The sequence below is a fragment of the Rhizobium lentis genome (genome assembly GCF_014200175.1).
GTDB lineage: Bacteria > Pseudomonadota > Alphaproteobacteria > Rhizobiales > Rhizobiaceae > Rhizobium > Rhizobium mulingense.
This window is the reverse complement of record NZ_JACHBD010000012.1, coordinates 150041-173743: the sequence shown is the minus strand read 5'-3', so window position 1 is coordinate 173743 and position 23703 is coordinate 150041. Positions and strand designations below refer to the sequence as shown.

The 23703-nt window shown below is 59.6% G+C and carries 20 protein-coding genes, 1 tRNA gene and 1 pseudogene; 10 read left to right on the top strand and 12 right to left on the bottom strand.

The features are described from left to right. Positions 1 to 117 precede the first annotated feature (117 nt). On the top strand, positions 118 to 327 hold the full coding sequence (locus GGI60_RS25730; RefSeq protein WP_183919117.1) for a SlyX family protein: 210 nt from the start codon (positions 118 to 120) through the stop codon (positions 325 to 327). Positions 328 to 373: 46 nt separating this feature from the next. On the opposite strand, the gene GGI60_RS25725 is transcribed toward GGI60_RS25730, so the two are convergent. Together GGI60_RS25725 and GGI60_RS25720 are read right to left on the bottom strand one after the other, a co-directional pair. Further along, entirely contained in the window at positions 374 to 1855 is a 1482-nt protein-coding gene (locus GGI60_RS25725; protein WP_183919118.1) for an NAD-dependent succinate-semialdehyde dehydrogenase, read from the bottom strand. Between the two features lie 58 nt (positions 1856 to 1913). Further along, positions 1914 to 3194 (bottom strand): 4-aminobutyrate--2-oxoglutarate transaminase, encoded by a 1281-nt coding sequence (locus tag GGI60_RS25720; RefSeq protein ID WP_183919119.1) that lies wholly within the window; start codon positions 3192 to 3194, stop codon positions 1914 to 1916. Positions 3195 to 3359: 165 nt separating this feature from the next. Between GGI60_RS25720 and GGI60_RS25715 the strand changes: the two genes are divergently transcribed. The 3 genes from GGI60_RS25715 to GGI60_RS25705 all read left to right on the top strand — a co-directional run bounded on the left by GGI60_RS25715 (position 3360) and on the right by GGI60_RS25705 (position 6848). Continuing rightward, positions 3360 to 4166, top strand: a complete 807-nt coding sequence (locus GGI60_RS25715) for a MerR family transcriptional regulator (RefSeq protein WP_183919120.1) — start codon at positions 3360 to 3362, stop codon at positions 4164 to 4166. A gap of 168 nt (positions 4167 to 4334) precedes the next feature. Then, a complete protein-coding gene (locus tag GGI60_RS25710; RefSeq protein WP_010027227.1) occupies positions 4335 to 4961 on the top strand; it encodes a ribonuclease D in 627 nt (208 codons plus the stop codon). 351 nt (positions 4962 to 5312) lie between these two features. Beyond that, entirely contained in the window at positions 5313 to 6848 is a 1536-nt protein-coding gene (locus GGI60_RS25705) for a hypothetical protein (RefSeq protein WP_183919121.1), read from the top strand. Between the two features lie 79 nt (positions 6849 to 6927). Here GGI60_RS25705 and rpsA read toward each other — a convergent pair whose 3' ends face one another. After that, the gene (rpsA, locus tag GGI60_RS25700; protein WP_183919122.1) at positions 6928 to 8631 is read right to left on the bottom strand and encodes a 30S ribosomal protein S1; all 1704 of its coding nucleotides are present in this window, start codon (positions 8629 to 8631) and stop codon (positions 6928 to 6930) included. Between the two features lie 172 nt (positions 8632 to 8803). Further along, positions 8804 to 9451, bottom strand: coding sequence for a (d)CMP kinase (cmk, locus tag GGI60_RS25695; RefSeq protein ID WP_183919123.1), 648 nt, complete (start codon positions 9449 to 9451; stop codon positions 8804 to 8806). Between the two features lie 329 nt (positions 9452 to 9780). On the opposite strand from cmk, the gene GGI60_RS25690 reads away from it, so the two are divergent. The 4 genes from GGI60_RS25690 to GGI60_RS25675 all read left to right on the top strand — a co-directional run bounded on the left by GGI60_RS25690 (position 9781) and on the right by GGI60_RS25675 (position 12237). After that, a complete protein-coding gene (locus GGI60_RS25690; RefSeq protein WP_085776500.1) occupies positions 9781 to 10164 on the top strand; it encodes a TIGR02300 family protein in 384 nt (127 codons plus the stop codon). A 149-nt stretch (positions 10165 to 10313) separates the two neighbouring features. Then, a tRNA-Ala gene (locus GGI60_RS25685) sits at positions 10314 to 10389 on the top strand. A gap of 184 nt (positions 10390 to 10573) precedes the next feature. Continuing rightward, positions 10574 to 11119, top strand: coding sequence for a DUF4365 domain-containing protein (locus GGI60_RS25680; RefSeq protein WP_183919124.1), 546 nt, complete (start codon positions 10574 to 10576; stop codon positions 11117 to 11119). Further along, on the top strand, positions 11116 to 12237 hold the full coding sequence (locus GGI60_RS25675) for a hypothetical protein (RefSeq protein WP_183919125.1): 1122 nt from the start codon (positions 11116 to 11118) through the stop codon (positions 12235 to 12237). Before GGI60_RS25680 ends, GGI60_RS25675 begins: the two co-directional genes overlap by 4 nt. 16 nt (positions 12238 to 12253) lie before the next feature. Here the strand turns inward: GGI60_RS25675 and GGI60_RS25670 are convergent, their stop codons facing one another. The 7 genes from GGI60_RS25670 to GGI60_RS25640 form a co-directional block, all read right to left on the bottom strand. Continuing rightward, entirely contained in the window at positions 12254 to 12727 is a 474-nt protein-coding gene (locus GGI60_RS25670; RefSeq protein ID WP_183919126.1) for a hypothetical protein, read from the bottom strand. 137 nt (positions 12728 to 12864) lie between these two features. Further along, positions 12865 to 13512 (bottom strand): recombinase family protein, encoded by a 648-nt coding sequence (locus GGI60_RS25665; protein WP_183919127.1) that lies wholly within the window; start codon positions 13510 to 13512, stop codon positions 12865 to 12867. A 105-nt stretch (positions 13513 to 13617) separates the two neighbouring features. Then, positions 13618 to 13995 carry a helix-turn-helix domain-containing protein gene (locus GGI60_RS25660; RefSeq protein ID WP_183919128.1) on the bottom strand — a complete coding sequence of 126 codons (378 nt, stop codon included), beginning with the start codon at positions 13993 to 13995 and terminating at the stop codon, positions 13618 to 13620. A gap of 380 nt (positions 13996 to 14375) precedes the next feature. Continuing rightward, positions 14376 to 18149: a transglycosylase SLT domain-containing protein gene (locus GGI60_RS25655; protein WP_183919129.1), complete on the bottom strand. Its 3774-nt coding sequence runs from the start codon at positions 18147 to 18149 to the stop codon at positions 14376 to 14378. Positions 18150 to 18159: 10 nt separating this feature from the next. Then, positions 18160 to 18462: a hypothetical protein gene (locus GGI60_RS25650; RefSeq protein WP_097596404.1), complete on the bottom strand. Its 303-nt coding sequence runs from the start codon at positions 18460 to 18462 to the stop codon at positions 18160 to 18162. A 63-nt stretch (positions 18463 to 18525) separates the two neighbouring features. After that, a complete protein-coding gene (locus GGI60_RS25645; RefSeq protein ID WP_183919130.1) occupies positions 18526 to 19068 on the bottom strand; it encodes a hypothetical protein in 543 nt (180 codons plus the stop codon). After that, a complete protein-coding gene (locus GGI60_RS25640) occupies positions 19061 to 19441 on the bottom strand; it encodes a hypothetical protein (protein WP_183919131.1) in 381 nt (126 codons plus the stop codon). Before GGI60_RS25640 ends, GGI60_RS25645 begins: the two co-directional genes overlap by 8 nt. A 1548-nt stretch (positions 19442 to 20989) precedes the next feature. Here GGI60_RS25640 and GGI60_RS25635 point away from each other — a divergent pair. Next, positions 20990 to 21637: a DUF4145 domain-containing protein gene (locus GGI60_RS25635; RefSeq protein WP_183919132.1), complete on the top strand. Its 648-nt coding sequence runs from the start codon at positions 20990 to 20992 to the stop codon at positions 21635 to 21637. Between the two features lie 355 nt (positions 21638 to 21992). Here the strand turns inward: GGI60_RS25635 and GGI60_RS25630 are convergent, their stop codons facing one another. Next, a complete protein-coding gene (locus GGI60_RS25630) occupies positions 21993 to 23333 on the bottom strand; it encodes a tyrosine-type recombinase/integrase (protein WP_183919133.1) in 1341 nt (446 codons plus the stop codon). Between the two features lie 204 nt (positions 23334 to 23537). Between GGI60_RS25630 and GGI60_RS32665 the strand changes: the two are divergent. Further along, positions 23538 to 23606, top strand: a pseudogene (locus tag GGI60_RS32665) (GIY-YIG nuclease family protein); the annotation flags it as partial. Positions 23607 to 23703 lie beyond the last annotated feature (97 nt).

The following is a 23703-nucleotide window of genomic DNA, read 5'->3' as shown; positions in this document are numbered from 1 at the left end:
GTAACCAAACGGTTCAGTTTTGCGCGCGGCGGCGCCACCCATCGAAAACATTGACGACGTGGCCTATTTCCGCTTTGGGAAACCATCTGTACTGCCGCTTTCGGCATAGGAGGATCGATGTCCGACGAGACGAACCGCATCACCCGGCTGGAGGAAATGCTGGCCCATCAGGCAAAGACGATCGAGGAGCTTTCCGATCAGCTTGCCGACCAATGGAAGATCGTCGAGCAGATGCGCACCAAGCTCGATCGGCTGACCGAACGTTTCCTGTCGCTCGAGGAGCAGTCGCTGGAAGCGCCTAGTATCACCCGCCCGCCGCATTATTGACGGCACGCGGCGAGAGGCCGCCTGCCCGGTTATCCTGGCTGGCGGATCAGACGCCGCCGATGCAGAGATATTTCATCTCGAGATAATCGTCGGCGCCATGGCGTGAACCCTCGCGGCCGAGGCCGGATTGCTTGATGCCGCCGAAAGGCGCGGTCTCGGAAGACATGATGCCGGTATTGATGCCGATCATGCCGTATTCCAGCGCTTCCGCCACTCGCCAGACCTTCTTCAGGTCGCCGGCATAGAAGTAGGCGGCAAGGCCGAATTCCGTATCATTGGCTTGAGCGATGACATCCTCGGCCGTCTCGAAGCGGAAGAGCGGCGCCACCGGTCCGAAGGTTTCTTCGCGTGCCACCTTCATGCCGCGCGCCACCCCGGTCAGCACCGTTGGGGCGAAGAAGGTGCCGGCCCCATCGATGCGCTTGCCGCCGGTCAGCACCTTGGCGCCCTTGGAAAGCGCGTCGCCGACATGATCTTCCACCTTGGCAAGACCATGCTCGTCGATCAGCGGCCCGATCTCGACACCCGCCTGGAAGCCGTCGCCGACCGACATCTCGGCGACCTTGGCGGCAAGCTTTGTCGCAAAGGCGTCATAGACGCCCGACTGGATGTAGAGGCGGTTGGCGCAAACGCAGGTCTGGCCGGCATTGCGGTATTTGGAGGCGATCGCGCCTTCAACGGCGGCGTCGAGATCGGCATCGTCGAACACGATGAAGGGCGCATTGCCGCCGAGTTCCAAGCTCACCTTCTTGATCTGGTCGGCGCACTGCCGCATCAGGATGCGGCCGACCTCGGTCGAACCGGTGAAGCTGATCTTGCGCACCTTGTCATTGCCGCAGAGCTCGCGGCCGATCGCCGGGCCGTCGATGCCGACGATGAGATTGAAGACGCCGGCGGGGATGCCGGCCTGTTCGGCGAGCACGGCAAGGGCGATCGCCGTCAGCGGCGTCTGTTCGGCGGGCTTCGACACGACGGTGCAGCCGACGGCCAGCGCCGGCGCGATCTTGCGGGCGATCATCGCCGCCGGGAAATTCCACGGCGTGATCGTGCCGACGACGCCGACCGGCTGCTTGATGACGATCATGCGCTTGTCTTGCGACGGCGCCGGGATCGTCTCGCCATAGATCCGCTTGGCCTCTTCGGCGTACCATTCGACATAGGACGCGGCATACAGGATCTCGCCGCGCGCTTCCGGGAAAGGCTTGCCCATTTCGGCGGTCAGGATCGCGGCGAGTGCGTCGGCATTGGCGACCATCAGGTCGAACCATTTGCGCAAGGTGGCGCTGCGCTCCTTGGCCGGGCGGGCAGCCCAGGCCGGCTGGGCGGCATAGGCCGCATCGATTGCCGCCCGCGTCTCGCCGACTCCCATATCGGGCAGCGAGGCAAGCAGCTCGCCCGTTGCCGGATTGAGCACGTCGAAGGTCTTGGCGGCGTCGCCCGATGTCCAGACGCCGTTGATATAGCCGGCGTCGCGCAGGAACGGCGAAGAGAAGGGAACGTGCTTCGTCAGGGCGGTGGTGAAAGCCATGTCATATCTCCTTTGGGAGAGGCTGCCGGTCGCCGGCAGCTATTGAAATCCGGTTCGGTTACTTGGCCGCGCTGGCTTCCAGCATCGAGGCCTCGAGAATGTCGAGCGCCTCGCCGAGAACCTCGTCCTGAATGGTGATCGGCGCGAGGAAGCGGATGACGTTGCCGTGGACGCCGCAGGTGAGCAGGATCAGACCCTTGTCGAGTGCGATCAGCCGCACCCGGTTGGCGAATTCGGCGCTCGGCAATCCGGTCGTCCGGTCGTTGAATTCGACGGCGTTCATGAAGCCAAGGCCGCGGATATCGGCAATTTCGGGCACGCTGTCGCGCAGCGCTTCCAGCCGCTGCTTCAGCCGGCCGCCGAGCAGGTTCGCACGGTCGCAGAGCTCCTCTTCGGCGATGACGTCGAGGACGGCATGGGCGGCGGCGATGCCGAGCGGATTGCCGCCATATGTGCCGCCGAGCCCGCCCGGTCCCGGTGCATCCATGATTTCGGCGCGGCCGGTGACGGCGGCGAGTGGAAAGCCGCCGGCAAGGCTCTTTGCCATTGTCGTCAGGTCAGGCGCCACCTCGTGATGATCCATCGCGAACATCCTGCCGGTGCGGGCAAAACCGGTCTGCACTTCGTCGGCGATCAGCAGCATGCCGTGCTGGTCGCAGAGTTCGCGCAGCGCCTTCATGAAGGCCGCGGGTGCGGAATAAAAGCCGCCTTCGCCCTGCACCGGCTCGATGATGATGGCGGCGACCCGCTGCGGATCGACATCGGCGGCAAAGAGCTTCTTCAGAGCCGCCAGCGACTGGTCGGCCGTGACGCCATGCAGTTCGACCGGGAAGGGGACATGGAAGACGTCGCCCGGCATGGCGCCGAAGCCGACCTTGTAAGGCACCACCTTGCCGGTCAGCGCCATGCCCATGAAGGTGCGGCCGTGAAAGCCGCCACCAAAGGCGATGACGGCCGAACGGCCGGTTGCTGCACGGGCGATCTTTACGGCATTTTCCACCGCCTCGGCGCCGGTCGTGACGAAGATCGTCTTCTTCTCGAAGGCACCCGGGACCAGCGCGTTCAGCCGCTCGGCAAGGTGCACATAGCTCTCGTAGGGCACCACCTGATGGCAGGTATGGGTGAAACGGTCGAGCTGGTCTTTGACCGCCGCAATGACTTTGGGATGGCGGTGGCCGGTGTTGAGAACGGCGATGCCGGCAGCGAAATCGATGTAACGGCGGCCCTCCTTGTCCCAGATTTCGGCATTCTCGGCGCGGTCCGCATAGATCTGGGTCGTCATGCCGACGCCGCGCGAAATTGCGGCGTTCTTCCTGTCCGTAAGGCTTGTCGCGGTCATCGATCTACTCCTGTAGCGAAAGGGCGAGAAAATTACTTGCATAAGTCCTGCAAGGCCTCACGAAATTCCTACATTTTTTCTGTAAGAAAACAAGCGGCATTTTTTGCTTCAAACATCACGTGTTTTGATGAATGCTCGCGCGACGAGAATCGGGGAAAGTGGCGGATGAACGATAACGGGCCTGTACGCTACAAGGTGGCGGAGGCCGCGCGGCTGGCGGGTGTTTCCGCCTCGACGCTGCGTCTCTGGGAAAGCCAGGGTCTGGTGGTTCCCGGCCGCTCCGAAACCGGTCATCGGCAATATAGCGCCGACGACGTGGCGCGCCTGAAGCGCATCTCCTGGTATCGAGTCGAGCGCGGGCTCAATCCTGCGGCCATCCGCGAGGCGCTGGAAGGTGAAGATCCCTCCTCCGAGGGGGAGGCAAGCCAGGATTCCGGCCTCGGCCGCAGGCTGCGCAGCCTGCGCCATGCCGCCGGCAAGACGCTGGAACAGGTGGCTGGCGATAACGGCATCACCGCTTCGACCCTCTCGACACTCGAGCGCACCTCGCAGGGCGTCGGCTTCAAGACGCTGCACGATCTCGCCGATTATTACGGCACCACCGTCTCCCGCCTCTCCGGCGAGGAAAGCGGGGAAGTGCCGGTCCTGGTGCGTGCCGGCGAATGGCGCAGCTGGCCGGAAACGACGCCCGGGGTCACCGTGCAACTGCTGGCCGAAGGCCGCAGGATGATGGATTGCCATCGTTTCGTACTGGCGCCCGGCGCGGCCAGCGAGGGCGCCTATCGCCACGAGGGCGAGGAATTCATGCATGTCCTGTCCGGCCGGCTCGAGTTGGTGCTCGACGGCGATCAGTTCTTCGAACTCGGTCCGGGCGATTCGCTGTATTTCGAAAGCCGCCGCTACCATTCCTGGCGCAACCGCCACGACGGCGAAACCGTGCTTCTCTGGATCAACACGCCGCCGACATTCTGATGCGAAGAAGCGGTTTCGCACTTTGCGCCTTTGCGCTATAGCGCTAGCTACGCAATTCCTTAGGTCGAAAATCGATATAAGGATAAAATCATGCAGCAATTCAAAGCGCTGCAGCGTCCTTTGCGCGTCTGAAAAGAGGCGCGGCTGTTTCGAACGAAAGATAGTCTCATGGCCGCCACCATACGTTATCACGAAGGCGATATTTCCACGGCCGATGCGGCCCGCTACACCGGCGCGGTAGCGATCGACACCGAAACGCTCGGCCTGGTGCCGCGCCGCGATCGGCTCTGCGTCGTCCAGCTTTCGCCGGGTGATGGCACCGCCGACGTCATCCGTATCGCCGCCGGCCAGAAAGAGGCGCCCAACCTGGTCGCCCTGCTCGAAGATCCGACCCATCAGAAGATCTTTCACTATGGCCGCTTCGATATTGCCGTGCTCTTCCACACCTTCGGCGTCACGACGACCCCGGTCTTCTGCACGAAGATCGCCTCGCGCCTGATCCGCACCTACACCGATCGCCATGGCTTGAAGGACAATCTCAAGGAGATGCTCGACATCGACATCTCCAAGACGCAGCAATCGTCCGACTGGGCGGCCGAAACGCTGTCTCCGGCCCAGCTCGAATATGCCGCTTCCGACGTGCTTTACCTGCATGCTTTGCGTGACAAGCTGACCGCGCGTCTGATCCGCGACGGCCGCTTCGATCATGCCACCGCCTGCTTCGAATTCCTGCCGACCCGCGCCAAGCTCGATCTGCTCGGCTGGGAAGAGGCCGATATCTTCGCCCATAGCTGAGCGAACCGCCTGATGGCATTGCCGACCAGCACGCGAAGGCCCGTGCCTGGCCTCCGCGGTCCCGAGAGCGAACACCTGAAGGGCGCGAGGCTAATCCAAGAGATCGGGATGCGCTTCAGCTCTTTGTTTTTATGCATGTCGTTGTCCCGGAACCGCTGCAGCCTTCCGGGCGACATGCATTAGCCTTTCGTTAAGGTCTCTTTATTAAAATTCCAGTTAATTTTTATGCATTCGATGACGCTGAAATGGCGTCATGCGGACGGGAGGATCTGCTGGGATGCAGAGGGATCGGATGAGCACGGTCCTTTTATAGAGCCTGCTTTCATCGTCACTTTGCGAAAGGAGCATGCCATGTTGACTCCCGTTCGTGCCGCGTCCAATGCAAGTTTTTCGTCTCAAGGCCAGACTGCTGCGGTAGTCGCCGGCGGCCTCGATCGTTCGGTGATTGCCCCGGCACCGGTCAATGCGGTCGAAGCTGCAGATCTCAATTCCGCCATTGCCGGCAAGCTGAACATTCTGCTTCTTGCCGCGCGCCAGCGCATGGTTGAAGCCCTTCTCGATATTATCAATGCGGCAGGCCGCTCGACCCCCCTGGACCGCGACGGGGACGAGACCAATCTTGCTTTCGCCTCGCGGCTCGCCGACACCATCCTGCAGCTGCCGGCTGTAAAGATCGATGAGATCGAACGCCAGCTCGCAGAAGAAGGCCATAATCTCCCGCTCAGGATGGTCGCCGAGGCCTTGAAAAATCCGACAGGTCCGGAAGCAGCCCGGATCGTCGCTTATCTCGAAATCGTCCGCTACAAGGACCGCGATCTCGCCGCCCGCGCCGTGGTGCGTTCCTATGGCCAGAACGACGCTTCGCCGATGCGCACCGACGTCCGCCCTGAAATCCAGCTGCATGAGGGCGGCCTTGCAACCGCGATGCGCCAGCCGGTAAAAGCGGCGCCCGCGCCGGCCGATGCCCATGCCGGGGCCCCAGCGCTTATGACGGACGAGAAGACGATCGCCGCCGAGACTGTCGAAACAGCCGAGCCGAAAACGCCGCAGCTTGAAGACAACGCCCGCTCCGCTCCGGCGACGTCAGAAGACCTCGCGCCGGAAAATCCGGTGGCCCCCGAGATCGAAGCCCGTCAATCCACCGAGACCGGCGATAGCAGGGAGACGGCGGAGCCGCCCGCCGTCCAGCCGCGCGCAAATTCGGAAAAGGCTGATCCCGTCATTCCCAGAAACTGGACGGGTATTGTCGCCTCAATGACGGAAGAAGCCTCCGAGATGATCGCCACCATCATCCGCGAGCAGGACGTCGACACCGGACTGGAGGATGGCCGCGTCGAGGCGGCAGTGGAGATCGATGTCATTCTCGATGACGCCGTCATCAGCGATGCGGCCGAGACTTTGGCGAGACAGCCGGCGGAAATTCCGGCATCCGACCTGCGCCAGGCCACGGCACTCCATCCCGCGCCGACGGAAAGCAAGGTCGCCGGGGCGGCTGACCGTCAGCCGAAGGAGATTGCCGCACAGCCGCAAATAGTGCCGGCCCGAGAAGCCGTTGAACCCTCCGTGCCGCTTGCGGCAAGAATGCCGGATGGTTTTGCCTATGCCCAGCTGCCCTATCAGTTCGCCAAGGATATGCCGCCGAACGAGACGGCGGGGGAGACGCACCACCAGCATCAGCACCAGCGCGACGACGCTTCCGAGGATCAGCCGCAGGAAGATGAGCAGGCGAAGGCAGGCGAGGAGGCCGAGCCCGATCCCGCAGCGACCGACACAGCACCTGTGCGAAGGACGCCGCGAATGATCGACGCCGATCCGGTGCCCCAGCCGGCCGGCGCTGTCGCCGACCCGGTTTATGCGCTCTACCAACGCATGGTCGGCTGGGAATGATACGGTCTCATCACCTGAAAATGCAGAACCCGCCGGATCGCCCCGGCGGGTTCTTCGATTTTAGCGAAGGACGCGAGGCTTATTCGCCGCCGCGGTTCTTCAGGGCTGCGCCCAGGATGTCGCCGAGTGAAGCGCCGGAGTCGGACGAACCGAACTGAGCGACGGCTTCCTTCTCTTCCGCAATCTCCAGAGCCTTGATGGACAGCATGATCTTGCGGTCCTTCTTGGAGAAGTTGGTGACGCGGGCGTCGACGACCTGGCCGACCGAGAAGCGCTCAGGACGCTGCTCGTCGCGGTCGCGGGCGAGATCGGCGCGACGGATGAAGGACGTGATGTCTTCGTGGTTGACGAGCTTCACTTCGACGCCGCCATCGTTGATCGCGATGACTTCGCAGGAAACGACGGCGTTCTTGCGCAGATCGCCCGAGGCAGCGGCGTCGCCGACTGCATCCTTGCCGAGCTGCTTGATGCCGAGCGAGATGCGTTCCTTCTCGACATCGACGTCGAGAACGACGGCCTTGACGACGTCGCCCTTGTTGAACTCCTCGATGACCTGTTCGCCCGGACGGTTCCAGTCGAGGTCGGAGAGGTGCACCATACCGTCGACATCGCCGTCGAGGCCGATGAACAGGCCGAATTCGGTCTTGTTCTTGACTTCGCCTTCAACTTCAGTGCCGGCCGGATGGCTGCGGGCGAATGCTGCCCACGGGTTTTCCAGCGTCTGCTTGAGGCCAAGCGAGATACGGCGCTTGGACGGATCGACTTCGAGAACGACGACCTCGACTTCCTGGCTGGTCGACAGGATCTTGCCGGGGTGAACGTTCTTCTTGGTCCAGGACATTTCCGAGATGTGGATCAGGCCTTCGATGCCCGGCTCCAGCTCGACGAACGCACCGTAGTCGGTGATGTTCGTGACGGTACCGGAAATCTTCTTGCCTTCAGGATACTTGGCCTGGATGCCATCCCACGGATCGGACTCGAGCTGCTTCATGCCGAGCGAGATGCGGTGGGTTTCCTGGTTGATGCGGATGATCTGAACCTTGACCTGCTGGCCGATGTTCAGGATTTCCGACGGATGGTTCACACGGCGCCATGCCATGTCGGTGACGTGCAGCAGGCCGTCGATGCCGCCGAGGTCGACGAACGCACCGTAATCGGTGATGTTCTTGACGACGCCGTCGACAACCTGACCTTCTTCGAGGTTCTGAACGATTTCAGAACGCTGCTCGGCACGGGATTCTTCCAGAACCGTACGGCGCGATACAACGATGTTGCCGCGGCGCTTGTCCATCTTGAGGATTTCGAAGGGCTGCGGGTTGTGCATGAGGGGCGTGACGTCGCGGATCGGACGGATATCGACCTGCGAACGCGGCAGGAAGGCGATCGCACCGTCGAGGTCGACCGTGAAGCCGCCTTTGACCTGGTTGAAGATCACACCTTCGACGCGCTCGCCGGCTTCGAACTTGGCTTCGAGCTTGACCCAGCTCTCTTCGCGGCGAGCCTTCTCGCGCGACAGAACGGCTTCGCCGAGCGCGTTTTCGATACGCTCGACGTAAACTTCGACTTCATCGCCAACCTTGAGCTGGCCATCCTTGGCACGGGCGCCGAATTCCTTAAGCGCGATGCGGCCTTCGACCTTGAGGCCGACGTCGACAACGGCGACATCCTTTTCGATGCCCGTGACGATGCCCTTGGTGACATAGCCTTCAGCCAGATCGTTCTTGGCAAAGGACTCTTCGAGAAGGGCCGCGAAATCCTCACGAGAGGGAGTTGCTACTGACATAAAATCTCCTGCGTGTCCCGAGATGGAATCGGACACGTGCGCGCCGGTTGGTTTGCGTTGAACGGGCCTGAACCCAGTCCGCCCTCTCTCACGAAGGCAATCCGGCGCTTGGACGGAATTTCAGGCTGCATAAAAGCGATCCATGCGTCTCAGCATGCAAAATCGCTTGAATTTAGGCATTTCGGCTCAAGACTGCATCGATGATCGATTGCGCAGCTTGAAACGCGGCCTCTATACTCATTTCCGACGTATCAAGCAAGTGCGCATCGACCGCTGGTTTCAAAGGGCTGTCGGCCCGTCCCATGTCGCGTTCGTCGCGCCGCTTGACGTCCTCGAAAATCGCATCGAAATCCGCCTTCGCACCCTTGCCGACAATCTCGTCGTAACGGCGTCTCGCGCGCACCTGCGGCGTTGCCGTCACATAGAGCTTGACCGGCGCATCCGGGCAGACGACCGTGCCGATATCGCGTCCGTCGAGCACCGTGCCCGGCGCTTTTTCCGAGAACCGCCGCTGCGCCTCGACGAGCGCCCGTCGCACCGCCGGCATGACGGCGATCTTCGAGGCGGCTTCGCCGATCTCGTGTCGCGAAAGTATATCGCGATCGAGCCCGCCAAGTTCAACCTCCCGCGCCATCTTTTCCGCCACCGCCTCGTCGTCAAGCGGCAGGCCAGCGTCGAGCAGCGCCTTGGCGGTGGCGCGGTAGGTCAGGCCGGTGTCAAGATGGTGGAAGCCATAATGCTCGGCGATACGGCGCGAAAGCGTGCCCTTGCCGGCCGCCGCCGGGCCGTCGATGGCGATGGTGAAAGTCTTGGTCGTCATGGGATCAATCCTGGAGCAGGGCGCTTACCGGCCTCGACGCGGCGCCACACGTGGCATAATGCTTTGTAAAGGCGCAGCATTTCCTTCGCAAGTCCGCCCTTTCCGCCGACCGTCTCCGCCCGCTTCCGCAGCCCCCGCGCCTCGTTGCGAGAGAGGCGCCGGCCGGGCATCCGCCGGCGCCGGAAATACCCGGCACTGCGATCATAAAGTTTGGCTTTGACATGCGAAGCCGCAGCGATTAAGGGGACCGGCTTATAATTTCCGATGGAACGCCGGCTTGAACGGCATTTTGCCGAATCGCGGATTCGGCCATTCTCACGAGGCTTATAGTGGCGAAAGCGGAACTTGGAACCAAGCGCACTGATCCGGAAACCGGCAAGAAGTTCTACGATCTGAACCGGGATCCGATCGTTTCCCCTTATACCGGCAAGTCCTATCCCCTGTCCTTCTTCGAGGAAACCTCGGCGATAGCAGACGTTGCCGAGGAAGACGAGGTTGCGGAAGTCGATACCGAAAACACCGAAGTCGAACTGGTTTCGCTCGAGGATGCCGATGACGCCGCCGGCGGCGACGACATTCCCGATATCGGCGACGACGATGTCGAAATCGAAGGCGACGACGACGACGATACCTTCCTCACACCCGACGAAGACGATGACGATGACGACATGAGCGACATCATCGGCGTGACCGGCGACGAAGACGAAGTCTGATCGGACAAATACCGACCCGGATTGCAAAAAAATTCCGGGTCGGATTTTTTAGGCTTGCCATCTGCGAAAACCGCAAGTAAGAAGCCGCCACCCCAGAGGGAACGCCCTCTGGAGTATCCCAGGACCGGCCACGCCGGACCACCTTTGATGGGGCTATAGCTCAGCTGGGAGAGCGCTTGCATGGCATGCAAGAGGTCAGCGGTTCGATCCCGCTTAGCTCCACCAATTCTCCAAGCGGTCGATTTTATGTTTTCATATCAACGCTTTACAGCGGCTGCTGATTTTCATTCTGACCAATCATTCTGACCAAGCTACGGCTGCCTTCCTAAAGACGCTGTGAGGGCTGGATAAGATAAGCAAATCGTTTAAGGCTTTCAGTTAGGTTATGCTCTTTAACAGCGGAAGGCACATGCGCCCATTAACCTCGCAGAATGTGGAAGCCGAGCTCAGCTACGCATACATTCATGCGGTGGCAGCTAAGGCGCATATGGGGTGTGAGGTGGCGAGCCGCCACGACGATAGCGCAGGCATCGACGCGAAGATCACCGCATGGGGGCCTTTCGACGGCGGTATCTTGCAAGAGGTGGACCTGAAGGTTCAACTGAAGGCTACCGTCAAACCCCCGACAATCGTGGGCAATTCCTTTTCGTACAGTCTCGCAGGGCTGAACCGATACGATGACCTACGATCAACTGAAGTGGCGACCCCTCGAATACTCGTGGTACTCTTCCTTCCCCAGACGAGCGAAGAGTGGTTACACCATTCCGAGGAAGCGCTCCTTATGCGGAAGTGTGCGTATTGGGTAAGCTTGCGGGGAGCTGGTCCTTCTGAGAACGAGAAAACCCAAACCGTATATTTGCCCCGAACTCAGCTGTTCGACTCCAATAGCCTAAGCCAGCTGATGACGTCATTGTCTCGAATTGAACTGCCGACCTATCAAGGAAGCAGCCTGTGAGCGACCAACACCTCGTCACGCCAGTAGACCTTCGCGACTTTTTAAAAGCTCGCGGATGGCGTCTAAATCGTGAGGCCATGCCGCATCGTCTCTACGCCATGTCCAACGACCAGTACCCCAAGCGCCAGCTCGTCTTCCCCATGGATATCACTCCGGACTACGATGATGCGGTGCGCGGCGCACTCGAGAAATTCGCGGATATCGCCTCTCTTAAGTGGCAAGCCCTTCTCGCGGCGTTGGTTACAGTCCGTGATGACGTCCTACGGTTCAGGGTGTTTTTCGACGGTGATGACAGATCGCTGCCCCTCTCCTTCGCTTCCTCACTTGTCAACAGCACGGAAAAGCTTCTTAAGGCAACCGCCTGCACAGTCGTCCTTCCTCGGACGAGCCACCCCCGACTGAACTTGGCTGAGGCCAGCCAGTTCGTCGATAAGGCAAGGTTTAATCAGACCGAGGAGGGGAGCTTCATCCTCAGCGTATCGTGCCCAGTGAACTCAATGGACGCGCAAAGCAGGATCGAGTTCAATTCAGGTGACGCGCCATTTGTACGGAAGGTCACGGTTTCTCTACAGCGGGCATTGTACGAACTAGTCTCGGCAATTGAAGGCGACGACCTAGACACACTGGTCGACGAGCTGAAGTCATCGAAGGCCCCCATCATCTCCTCCAACCTCTGCGAAGCGTTGGTGGCGATGCACGACGAGCAAGTCGATAACGCGCTGGACATCAGCTTTGATTGGTCGTCGCTGCGCGAACCTCCAAAAGCTCACAATCTCCCTCGCCTGCGATTCCAGCGAGACTATTTTTCCAGAGTCGAGGAAGTAGGCAGAGAGCTGACAACTCAAAACAGAGACGAGGCTGACACCTTTGTCGGTACGGTGGAACGCCTCGAAGGCGAGATGGGCACGGATGGGAGACGATCAGGGCCTGTAGTGCTGGCACTCCTCCTACCGGAAGGAGAGACCGTGCGAGCGCGGACGGTGCTTGATGCAGACAGCTACTTCAGAGCGGACAAAGCTCACATGTCTGCGGGCGCTTACGTCCGCGTTACTGGAGTTCTAAAGCAGGGCCGTCAGCCCCGCCTGCTGACAGAAACAACAAGCTTCGAACTGCTGTAGAGCACAGCAAGGGCTGTCACTCGTCTTCTTCTCGGAGCTGGACCAGATACGGCACAATTCTGTCTCGCACTGCGGCCCATTGCATGGCGAACATAGTGATGTAGTCATCGTGGCGGTCATCACAGAGCGACTCGACGAAGCCTAAGCGCCCGTCCTCTTGCAAGCTATCGAAGCGGTTGATGATGTCAGCTATGCGCTTGACTACTTGGGGTCTGATGACCGTCTGATACTGCTGACGGGCGTATTCAGGATGCGCCGCTTGCCAACGCTCCTCCGCTGCCTTCACGACCGCATAGCCTGCTTCAGTCTGACGATAAGCCCGTTGGTAAGCCGCCTTCCGGTCTAGGCGCTCCTGATAGGCCTCGGGGTTTTCCTTCAGGCGAAGCATCTTGCGATGATATGCGGCTCGCTTTGCCGCGTTCTTAGGGCAATTGGGGTCCTTCGGCACTCGGCCCTTGCGCTTGGGCTGAGGGGCAGTTGTGGTGTCCATGAGGTTTCCTTTGAGGGGTGTGGGGAGAGTTGGCCCTTGGCTCCAACCCCTGAGTTTTCAGGAATGGCCGAAGGCGAAAACAAACATAATCAGGGTAAGAGAAACGAACGCCCGCAAATCCTCGAAGGAAGGCCGGTCTAAAGAGACCAGACAGCAAGCGCCTTTTCTGCTGCTGCGGGGTCTTCTTTGATCCTGTAGACCGTTTGTCGGGTAAGGCCCGATGCCTGGGCGATCTCAGACACGCTGGCGTTCTTGCCGAGGAGGCTAGCCACCGTCGTATATTGCTCGCGGCTGTAACTCGGCTTCCGACCCTTGTAGCTGTCGTCGCCTTTGTCCCTCGCATTGGCGATACCAGCCTTCTGGGCTTCCTTCGTGGCCTCGGCCTGGGCCTGTGCTGAAGCAGCCATGAAGCTGATCATCGCGTCTCTGACGGCCATCTGCATTGGGTCGGAGGTCGAACCGTCAAAGGTCATGCCATTGATCACGGTCCTGATCACCACACCCCGCCGAATGAATTCCCTGATGGTGTCAGTCACGTCAGCGTAGTTTCTGCCCAGCCGGTCGACCCAGCGCACTACCAGCGTGTCACCGGCTCGCAGCATATCGAAAAGACGCTTACCCTCGGGTCTATCCTTCATGAGCACCGACACACCAGAGACCCCATGGTCAGCAATTACGTGGTCGAAGGTGAAGCCCGACTTCTCGGCTTGGGTCTTCTGATGATCGAGCGTCTGCTCTGAGGTCGATACGCGGGCGTAAAGGAATGTAGCCACTGGTCGCTCCATATGTCCGATAAGGTTGCGTCCGAATGGATATGTGTACGAAAATCCTGTGTCAACCCTATCGGACACCGTAGCGAGCTATTTCATCCTGTCCGCTGCGGTATACCCTTACGGACGTGTCTCTGGCCAAACCTTGCTCAACGACGCAATCACCCTGTCAACAATTAGCTTTCCCGTGGGGCTTAGCCCAAGGCTAATCTGCCGAGCGTCGAAGGGGTCGCGCAGTTGGACAATCAAACCGAGACCGGGCTTCCCATGACGGTTCACGTCTGCCAGTGCCATCACGTTTCGCGAGACGCCGGACTGACTGGTGCCCATTAATTTCAGCAATTCCCTTTGAGAGATGCCGGGTTTCATCGCGATGATGAGGAAGACGGAAATGGTCTGCATGGGAATGTCAGGGAATAGTTCGCGAAACTTTTCTATGAACTGGAACGCTTTGAAGAGGATAGGTCTAGGATCGTGCGCGGTGGCGGCTGATGTCATCCGTGGTTTCCTGATGTGGAGCGGTATCAGAAGCTTCAACGGCTCGGTCAAAAGACCGTGCTCACGCCGACAGGCACAACAGCCAAGTCAGCAGACGAATCGTATCGATGCCGCGAATCAGATGCAATAACCCATTGTAATCAGAGGGAATTTTATCAGATCGGCCGTGGCTGGGCCTGTGGAATTGTGTGGACAGCGGGGCAGCGGGGGGAACTGCCGGTTCCTTATATCTGATTTGACCTCAGAAATTTTTGCTGCAGATATTTCGCCTCCTCAGCCCCCCGGATAACCCGATGACCATGAAATGACTGTCGTGAGGGTAAGGCAGGCCGAGGGGGAATGAGCATGTCCCCAAGGTTTCCCTCAGGGACACGCTATTGTCAGTCTCGAAGTTCCCTACGTGGCAAGCCCGAACCAGCCCAATTGAGGAACTGGACCGTGCCCATCATGCGGGAGAATGGAAGAACCCGCCTGAGGTTCTCGTAGTCCTCCCGGGAGTAGTCATCACCGGCCAACGCCGATGTCACACCACCGACTGCAGCAACACCAGAGAACAGTAGATCACCGCTGGGATTCCCCAGAGCCCCCTGCATTGTGGTCTTCAGGCCAGATGAACGGCTGTCGAACAGGGGAGCGTCGTCGAAGAACTGCCAACCGATATCAGCGAACATGGGCACCAGCGCACTCTCAGACGACCTAGCGAACCCCGCAAGCCCGAGATTCTCCAACGTTAGGCGCTCTTTAAGCTGCTTTTCTCTGTCGCTCCTGCCGAGCAGGTTGAGGTGCGTCTGGCCGGCATAGACTGCAGCACCGAGGAAGCTCGACGCCAGAGCGCCATTGATCGCCGGGAGATCGCGCATGTTGAGGCCCTGAAGGAGCGCCTTCGTGTGGGCTGCCATGGCGAACGTGCGGAACTGCATCATCATCTGGCCCATCGGGTGAGCCATCCAGCGGTGCATCTGGCCTGGGTCGTTCTCAAGGATCATCGTCCGGTTCAGCCGGAACATCGCATCCTCGAACGAGGCCAACGTGTTGCCATCCCACTTCTTGATGCCGAGGCTCTGGAGCTTCGAGGGGGACTTCACACCGCCCTTGAAGGTGGCATGCGTCCTGATCGCTTCGAAGATCTGATCGACAGCCTTCTTGTCCAGCCCGAGGGCGCGCAGACGCTCGGCGTCGATCTTGTCCCCGAACATCGCCATCTTGGTGAACTTGACGGCAGCCGCACGGGCCGACCACTTCTGGAACACGCGGTTGATCGGGGCCATGCCCGAGCCCATCGAGACGAAGCGGTTCATCGCGTGGAGCTTGGGGTTCACCGCGCCGGCCACTCTCTGCATCGTCGAGTCGGTCCCACTGGTCACCGGGACGCCCAGCTCATCGGTTTCGAGGTAATGAGCAGTGCGCTCGTAGTCGCTACCGAAGGCTCCCATAGCGTCCAGCTCCTCGGCCACCTCGTCGGTCATCTTGCCCGAGCGGGCCATGTCGAGCAGGTGGCGGAAGGAAGGAACCGCTTGGAAAGTGGTTTTGATCCCAGCCTGGGCGACCACACGGCCGAACTCAGGAACCTGCGAGAAGCCGACCTGACCCATCAGACGGAGGAAGTTGAAGTCCCTCAGCATGCGCAGGAACGTCGCCCCATCGGAGCCACGGTCAATGCCAGCCAGCGGTGTGCCGGTGATGGCCGAGTACAGGAAGTCGAGGTTCTTCTCATCCAGCGTGTTGTTCGCGCCGGTCGCCTCGCCCACCGACTTGATCTGGTTCTTCAGCTTCAGCCAGTCGTTCCCGTTCTTGATCCCGTCGATCAGCAGGCTGCCGGTCTCAGGGTCACGCACTTGGATGCGGGCCATAGCGAGCTGGCCGCTCATGTTGCGCGCGTAGAGCTGGAAAGCCGTGTGCGGGTCTTTGACGTAGAAGTCGGAGATGCTGACCTGACGTGGAGCGCCATGCTTGTCCCAGACCTCACCGAAGTGGTTCTCGTCGAGCATGATGCGGGCCTTCATGCGGGCCGGTCCAGACGCCTCATCGGCGTTCTTCTCGTTGCGCGATGCCCACGCCTTAACGTTGGCGATCTCGTCATCCGAGAGGTAGTTCTTCAGTTCCGCCTCAAGGTCGTCGAGGTCGAAGCCGAGGTGGCCGGAACCAAACATCTCCTCCCCCGAGCTGAGCTTCTGGAAGCGGTCAAGGATGGCATAGCCCATGCGCTTGGCGATCTGAGGCTCGAGCCCTGGCTGCTTCTTCAGGATTGCCCCTGCGAACAGGTCCGTCAGACCACCCTTGCGGTCCATGCTATAACCCACGTCCCTGATCAGCTTGGTGGCCTTGGCGAGGTGTGCATAGCGGGGGAAGTAGTTCTCCACACCATGCTCGGACCTCGTGATGCCCAGCTTCTGAGCCTCCTGCCAGAACGACTTCATCTCGGCCTGGAATGCGCCGGCCGCTTGCTTCACCTCAGCGGGGAACTGAGCGCGGGCTGAGGGGCTCTCCTCGCGGATGTAGTCAGCGATCTGGTCCTTGAACTTCAGCTCGGCATCCTTGCTGTTGAAGGCGCTGATGCCGTTGGCCTTGCGGAACTTCTTCCACGCATCGCCATAGCCCCGGTACCAGTTGACCTGGGCCACACGCAGTCGGCGCTGCATGCGCTCGGTCGCGGCGATCTCGGTCACCACTCCACTGCCCTTCTGGGCACGAACACCGTCCTCACCGAGGTAGCGGGCCATGGTCTGGGCCAGCGGGTTCTTGGAGGCCATGAGCTGCCCGACCGTATCCACCCGCCAGTTCAGGAAGGTTCCCTTGGGGTCGAGCCTCTTGAAGTCGTCGATCAGGTTGGCGGTATCGTTGCGAGTGAAGTTGTCACCCATGGCTGCAGCAGCGCCCACCGAGCCGGGGTTAGCCGGGGCAAGCGCCTCGTTCTGCATACGCTGCCCGATACGGGCAACCTGCTTGGCCTCCTCGTTCAGCATCGGGTTGCGCCTGAAGGCCCCCAGTGTGCCGCCCATAACGAGACCGGTACCGATGCTGTACTTCAGCTCGTCGAAGGAAACGTCACGGGTCGGGTCGACGGCCACGAGCGGGATGTCGGTGGCGAGATTGCCGGCCACACCCTCAGCCGCAGCCAGCCCGACCAAGCCCACACGGCCGAGACGAGCAGCCACCGCAGCGGGGACACCGAAGCCCCCCGTTACTGCGCCGATAGCCGCCGTTGCGGCGATAGCGCCGGGGTCAGTCAGGGCAGCGCCCATGGAGATGACGGTTCCTGCCGTGCCCAGCGAGGCGATCTTGCGGTTGTCTTCGAGCTGCGTCAGGAGCCTGTTGCGGATCGCTTCAGCATGCTCATCAGAGACCGCGTCCTCGAACTCGTCGAGGTAGTCGTCTGGGATGTTCCGGCCGAAGGCTTCGAGCTTCTCCTTGGTGAGCTTGTAGTCGGGCTCAGGGTCGTAGTGACCCAGCGCACGAAAGGGCGTCAGTACCGACCACTCGTTCTTCACTGCGGTTGCGATAGCGTCCCCGTAGGACGGCTGAGCGGCGACACGATCCTTCTCCTGCTGGACCTCTTCAGCCCGCGTGAGGTTCATCGTGGGGATCACGTCAGAGGCACTGATGCGGCCCTGATCATGGACTGAGTAGTCACCGGGGTTTTGGGAGTTTCCCATCGATCCCGGCATGACGATGCCCGAGGGACCGCTACCGACCGTGGTACCGTCCATCTTCTTGGTCCACAGGCTGGCGAACTCGGAAGCCGTCATGTCGAGGTTCCCGCCATTGCCGGTGATGGCCGCGTGTGTGGTGACATCCACGGCACGAGCATCGGGATTGGTGAGGAGGTTCAACGCCCCTCCCGCACCCTGCTGATGAGCGAGATACATTTCGCCGCCCGTGATGTCCCGGCCGAGTTTGCTCTTGAGGAAATTGATGTTGTCTCGGGCCAGTCTCATTGCAGCGTCGGCGTTGGCATAGGGGTCATACTTAGAAGTCCCCTTTCCGTACTTAGACCACGTGCCGTCGATGAACTGAAACAGCCCGCCTGCAGTGGAATTGGGGTTCTGAGCGTGGGGATTGAGGCCGCTCTCGATCTGGCCCATCTGAAGGGCCTCTTGCGACGGGATGCCATAGCGGTTCGCGGCGTCGATGATGATGGACCTGATGTCAGCCATGAGGGTTCCCTTACGCCACTGCCAAACGCTTGATGGCTTCTGCGATGAGCCGCTTGTAGTCCTGCTCTGTTATCAGTGCGTGGGAGCCTATGGGGCCGGACTGGTCGGAGACGACTGCGTCGAAAAAACTGATGCCGAACTGTTCGAGGACGGACCGATAGTCGCCATCGTCATCGGCTCTAAGGCCAATGAGGGAGCCTACATCTTTGGCAAGGAAGTACGCGGCGCTGCCATTGAGTACGACAAATCGGAGGCGCTGCACGTCTCCGGTGTGCATTTCTGTGGTCATGGTATTGATACGGGGGAAGTTCATGGGCTTACTCGTTGCTGTGGTGGTGGTAAGAAAGGCCTCGGATGGGGTATGCGGGGCGCAGGTTTATCGGCCGCGACGGGCCTCAAGCTCAGCTCGCTTGTAGTCGTTGTAGGAATCGACGCCCTTCCCAGCGATCCTGAGACCAGCATCGAAGAAGGACGGTTTGGCCGAGCGCTGGACCGAGTTGATGCGGTCTTCGGCGTTCGAGCGGATGCCCTTCATTTCATTGTTGAGCTGGTTGAGGGTCCACTCGGTGTTCTGGTCAACGCGGTCGTTCGCCTGAGCAGCACGACCATCGAACTCAGACAGGAGTGCATCGACCGATAGACCGGCCACGCCACTCTCGCCGGCTGCTACGGTTGCTGTCGCCTTGGCCTCACGCGCATCGCGGAGATTGTCAGCCTTCTCAGCGCCGGCCTTCTCCTGCTCCTGCAGCATGCGCTGCTGGGTCTGGAACATTTGGTCGCGGGCATTCTGGTTGGCTCGGGCAGCATTCTGCCGATAAAGTCTATTCTGCTCATCCGCAGCGGCTACATCGCTCCGGTACTGGAGCGCTTGCGACGCCGCGCCGATGGCTAATCCGATCATCGAGCCGGGGTCACACATTGGACGCCCCCTTCGTGAACTGGGGGAGGGCCTTGTAGACGGTGAACCGGGGGCCGTGACGCTCGCTTTCACTGACCGTGATGGCTGCTGCCTTGACAATGTCGGGGATGACAAACCGAGGGTGGGGGCGGGCATCGTCCCAGACTTCAAGCTGGCCAGATCGACCAGAGGCGACCAAGTGACGGCATGCATCTCCTGTCGGGTTGCGGGAGCTGGCGATGATGACAGCGCCGTCGAGGGAGACCGAGTAATTCTGCCCCCGGCTGCCGAGGCTGATGGGGCGAATGGTTATCTTAGTGACGGACGGTCGAGGAGATGACGCAGACAAAGCTTCGCCATCCTCCCGTCCGATGCAGGAAGTTTCATTGCTCATGATGTTCTTTCGAGGGACTTGTGGTGGTGAGGGCGTATCGAGGCGTGGTGCATAAGACCGGCCCTCTCGTCAGCAGGACAAGCGACAAGAGGACCGGGGGCCACCACAGCCTACGAGAACGAAGGACTGGCCTCTCAAATCTAAGGGACCAGTCAGCGCACTCTCAGGTGTCGAGCGTCCATGGATGGACTGTGCGGGTGATCGTGGGGAAGTCGAGGCGTCCTTCAAGGGGACATCAAGGTGAACCGTAAGGGAAAATATAAGTGGATTGAGTTTGTAAGTACCAACATCGTCCTCATGAAGATCAGAAGAGATCACCCTGATTTCATCAGTTCCTCCTCTACCCCTTTCATTCAAGATGTTGGTCTTTCCCCCCTGGTCTTCTCATAAGTGGGTGGTAATTCCGAGTTGTCTTATAATCGCTCCTTCAACCAAATTCCTTGGTCTCTCCTAAAGGGAGTGGTAATTACCCGCGACCGAGCGCGCTCTGAGCCTTGTGGGCGTCGGAGTTGTTCACGTTATGAGACCTGCTGGTTTAGGGGCGGTCATGAGCTTTCGCTTAAGGGAGTGGTAATCGGTTCGGTCGATGTTCTTGAAGCAGCCAACAACAGCGGCTCGGCAATCAGGGCGATTTTAAGCGTGAGCAGTTTCTGGAGCGAGACTACTCGCCAAGCCCCCGAAGCTCCTGTAGGGCCAATACGTCAGAGGAAAGAATGGCGATGTGCAGATTGAAGGCTTAGGCACATTCGCCTATCGTTCAGAGCGGGAACCCCGAAAGCCTCCCGCCCCTTCATCAGGGGGTTAGGAATAGGACCAAGGTGAGCGAGACCTTGGCCTTTTTCGTTCTCCACGATGAGACTTTGTTGCGTTCTTGCTGGCCCGCATGAAAGGCCCGCCGACTTTCTGAAACGCTGCGAGGGGGCCGGCCAATGAGCAAAACCGGTCTTTCAAGCGGCGCGTACTCACGCGGTTGTGGTCTCCTCAGGGCAGCTAACCTTCGCTTCACGTAGGTAGATGTGGAAAGTCAGGTAGAACCGACCAAGCCAAAATTCGTGGCTGCCGTTCTCAAATCGCCGATCAAAGAAGCGGTCAAGGATGCGCTTCTCCTCCATCTCGAAATATACCTCGAACCGCCGTGTCTGCTTAAAAAAACGTATTCTCATGACGTTAAACTTTTCCCCAGTTGATGTTCGTCCGGGCCGGAACGGCACTGGTAGACTCCGGCTAAAGACACTCGTCAAGGGTAAAGTTGTTTAAGTTCAATAGGATATGTACTCACCGGTAAGTGGGTTTCTCAAAATGAGGTTGCTGAGCAAGGCTTTTTTGGAATGCACGGGTGAGTAGATCGGGCCGAAAAAAGTTTGAGGCATGCCCAAAAGCGGGTATGGCGTTCAGACTTGTCGGAGCCAGCCACGTGTTGAAGTAATTGGCCAGGAGTTTCTGACCACGCGACTTGTCCTTAATCAGGGCAGCCGATCTGCCCGACAATCCTGAATACCCGCTGGCACAAGGTTCTTATCGCGAGTATGGAATGAAACGCATACTCACATGCGTTCTGCATTCTTTTCCCGAGTTGAGGTTGATAGCGTGATAGTCGAGTGTGTGGAATGTCGTTTGTATGTCGATGCGGCCCAAGCCGGCCATTATGTGCGTCTGTCAGACGGCAACGGGCCATCGACCCGATTTTTGTTGCTATCATGCTCTGAATGCCGGTCGCCCATCTTGGTCAGACAAACAAACGTGGGTAACCTAGCAGAGGGAGATATTTGGGAGACGCCGATTCCCGTTTTCCCTACGGCAGACCTCCGCGTAAACCCCAACGCTCCGCAGGCTATCCAGGAGGCGTTTGATGAAGCCTGCGCCTGCTACCGAGCCAATGCCTTTACCGCTTCTGCGATTATGTGTCGGAAAACCCTGGAAGGCATTTGTGCTGTTCACGGGGTTGAAGAACGTTCGTTGGCGGCGTCCCTTCGCAAAATGAGCGATGATAGCATGATTGATAGCAGGCTGTTTGAATGGTCTGACATGCTTCGAATTGCCGGCAACGAGGCAGCCCATGGGGTGGGGCTTTCCATTGCGCAGGCCGACGCCAAAGACATGCTCGAATTCACCAATGCGATCATGGACTATTTGTTCTCATACAGGGATCGGTTCGAGGCTTTTAAGGCAAGGCGTCAGCAACGCCAAAATAAATAAAGCAGCGGGGTTTGATACACTTGTCGGAAGAGAGGACCGTGCTCTCCCGCTTGGGGAGATTGAAGCACGTCCGTGCCTCACGTTTCCCGTCCATGTAAACGATCCCAAAACTGGGGTTGTGGCCGAGACCCTCGATCACGGCGCGGATGTCGCGGAGGCTGCAAACGGAGGGGCCGCAGCGTCGATCTGCGACCCCCGTTCTCACCCTCTAGCGAAGGGGCGGTGAGGCTCCTTACGGCTCACTAGGAATGAACCGCGAAGGGACGCTAGTCGTACCCAAGCAAAGCTGCAAGGTTCATGTGCAGGCTGCATCTATGGATTGCTGTGGAAGAAGCGCGGGTGGCATATGACATCATCAACCCAGCGGCAGCACCACGGCCCCGACACAGTCCCTCATCTGCTTCTCTGAGGCTCCCTGCGTATATACGCCGAAGGTGATGTCCTTCTTCTTGTCCGAGACGTGGCCGACGACATCCTTCACCGTCTCCACTGTCTGCCCTGCATGTCTGGCCTGAGTGATGAACCAGCGGCGCGCTGAATGGAAGTTGACGAGGCTCCTCCGCTTACCCGGCCGCACGTCATCGACCTTCAGGTGTTTTCGGTATCGATTGAAACGCTTCCCGAATGTGTCGCCGGGGTCGCGCTCTTCGCTCAACTCGTGAAACAGCCATTCCTTCGGCTGCTTATCTCTCGTGCGGCGGGCGATGATCTCTAATAGGCCAGGATGGATCGGCACCTTTCGGGCTGCTGAGCGGGTCTTCCCTTGCTGGATGTCGAAGATGTCATCGTGGACTTCCTCAACCCAAAGCGTCAGCACTTCTGCCATCCTCATCCCAGACAAGCAGGAGATACGTAGCGCGTCAGCAATCTGTTGTTGGTGATCATCGTCCATGCCATCGGGATACTCCGAGTAAAGCAGGGTCTTCAGCTCGGCATCAGTGAAGGGCCGCTCGCCTTCATTGTCCCCTCGCTCGACCCGTCGACGCCCGCTAGCTACTTCCTGCCCGAGCCAGGGGTTATCTTCAGCAGTCCCCGCCACGTGGCCGCGCTTGATCAGGTATTCCCAATAGCCGCGAAGAGCCGTCATGTGCTTCTTGGCGGTGCTTCTGTCCATTGGCTCGACGATCTCGGTCACATAACGACCGGCAGCCTTGCGGGTGATATCGGGAAGCCGGTACTTCTCCCCCATGCACCAGCGAGCAAAGCGATTGATTAGGCCCCGCCGCTCGTTGGTTGTCTTAGGGGCAAGCTTGATTGCTGACAGGTAGGCATCAAGGTAGTGGTCCACGGGGTGGTCGCCAGCAACGGCTCTTGTGAAGCGTTCGCGGGCTTTTCCTCGCAAGCTGTCGGCTTCGGCCTCTGCGGCCCATACCGCATCCTCGGCTGCCTCTCCGCCCTCGGTTAGTGCCTCGGCGATAGCCGCCTTGGACAGCTCTCCTCTAAGCTCTGCCAGCTCCTCGCTGGTGCTGATGACCTCTCCCGTCTTGACGCGGGCAAACAGCGCCCGAACCTCTGGCTCAAGCTTATCTCGCCTCGCGATCGCTACCTTGATGTCCCCAGTCTCCAAGCTCTGAAGGTACATCGTCGTGCCGTTGAAATAGCTTCGACACGCCTGGGGGATGGCTATTCGAAACCACCAAGTCTGCCCCTTTAGATCAAGTAGTCGCTTGGACCCCTTATTGCTTTTTCCTGCCATTCTGACCAATCATTCTGACCAATGATGACCGGTAATTACCCTTATATTCCAGTTGCTTCAAGGGGTTGGCAGTTGAAATCTTCGATCCCGCTTAGCTCCACCACGCTTCGCCCTTACGGGCTTCGCGTGGCGCAGCCGCGAGAAACCGTTAGGCCGAAGCAGTGCCCGGCATAACCCGAAGGGCGACGACCGGCTGAAACGCTGATGTGGTACGTCTATATTCTCCGCAGTGTCGATTTTCCTGATCAGGAATATACCGGCTCCACCGCAGATCCAACGTCTGACGATCCCTTTGATCTATAGTGGTAGCGTCGGCGAAGCTTGGCTCCGCCCCATCCTTGCCAATCCTCTTTGCCAATTCCTCAATGAA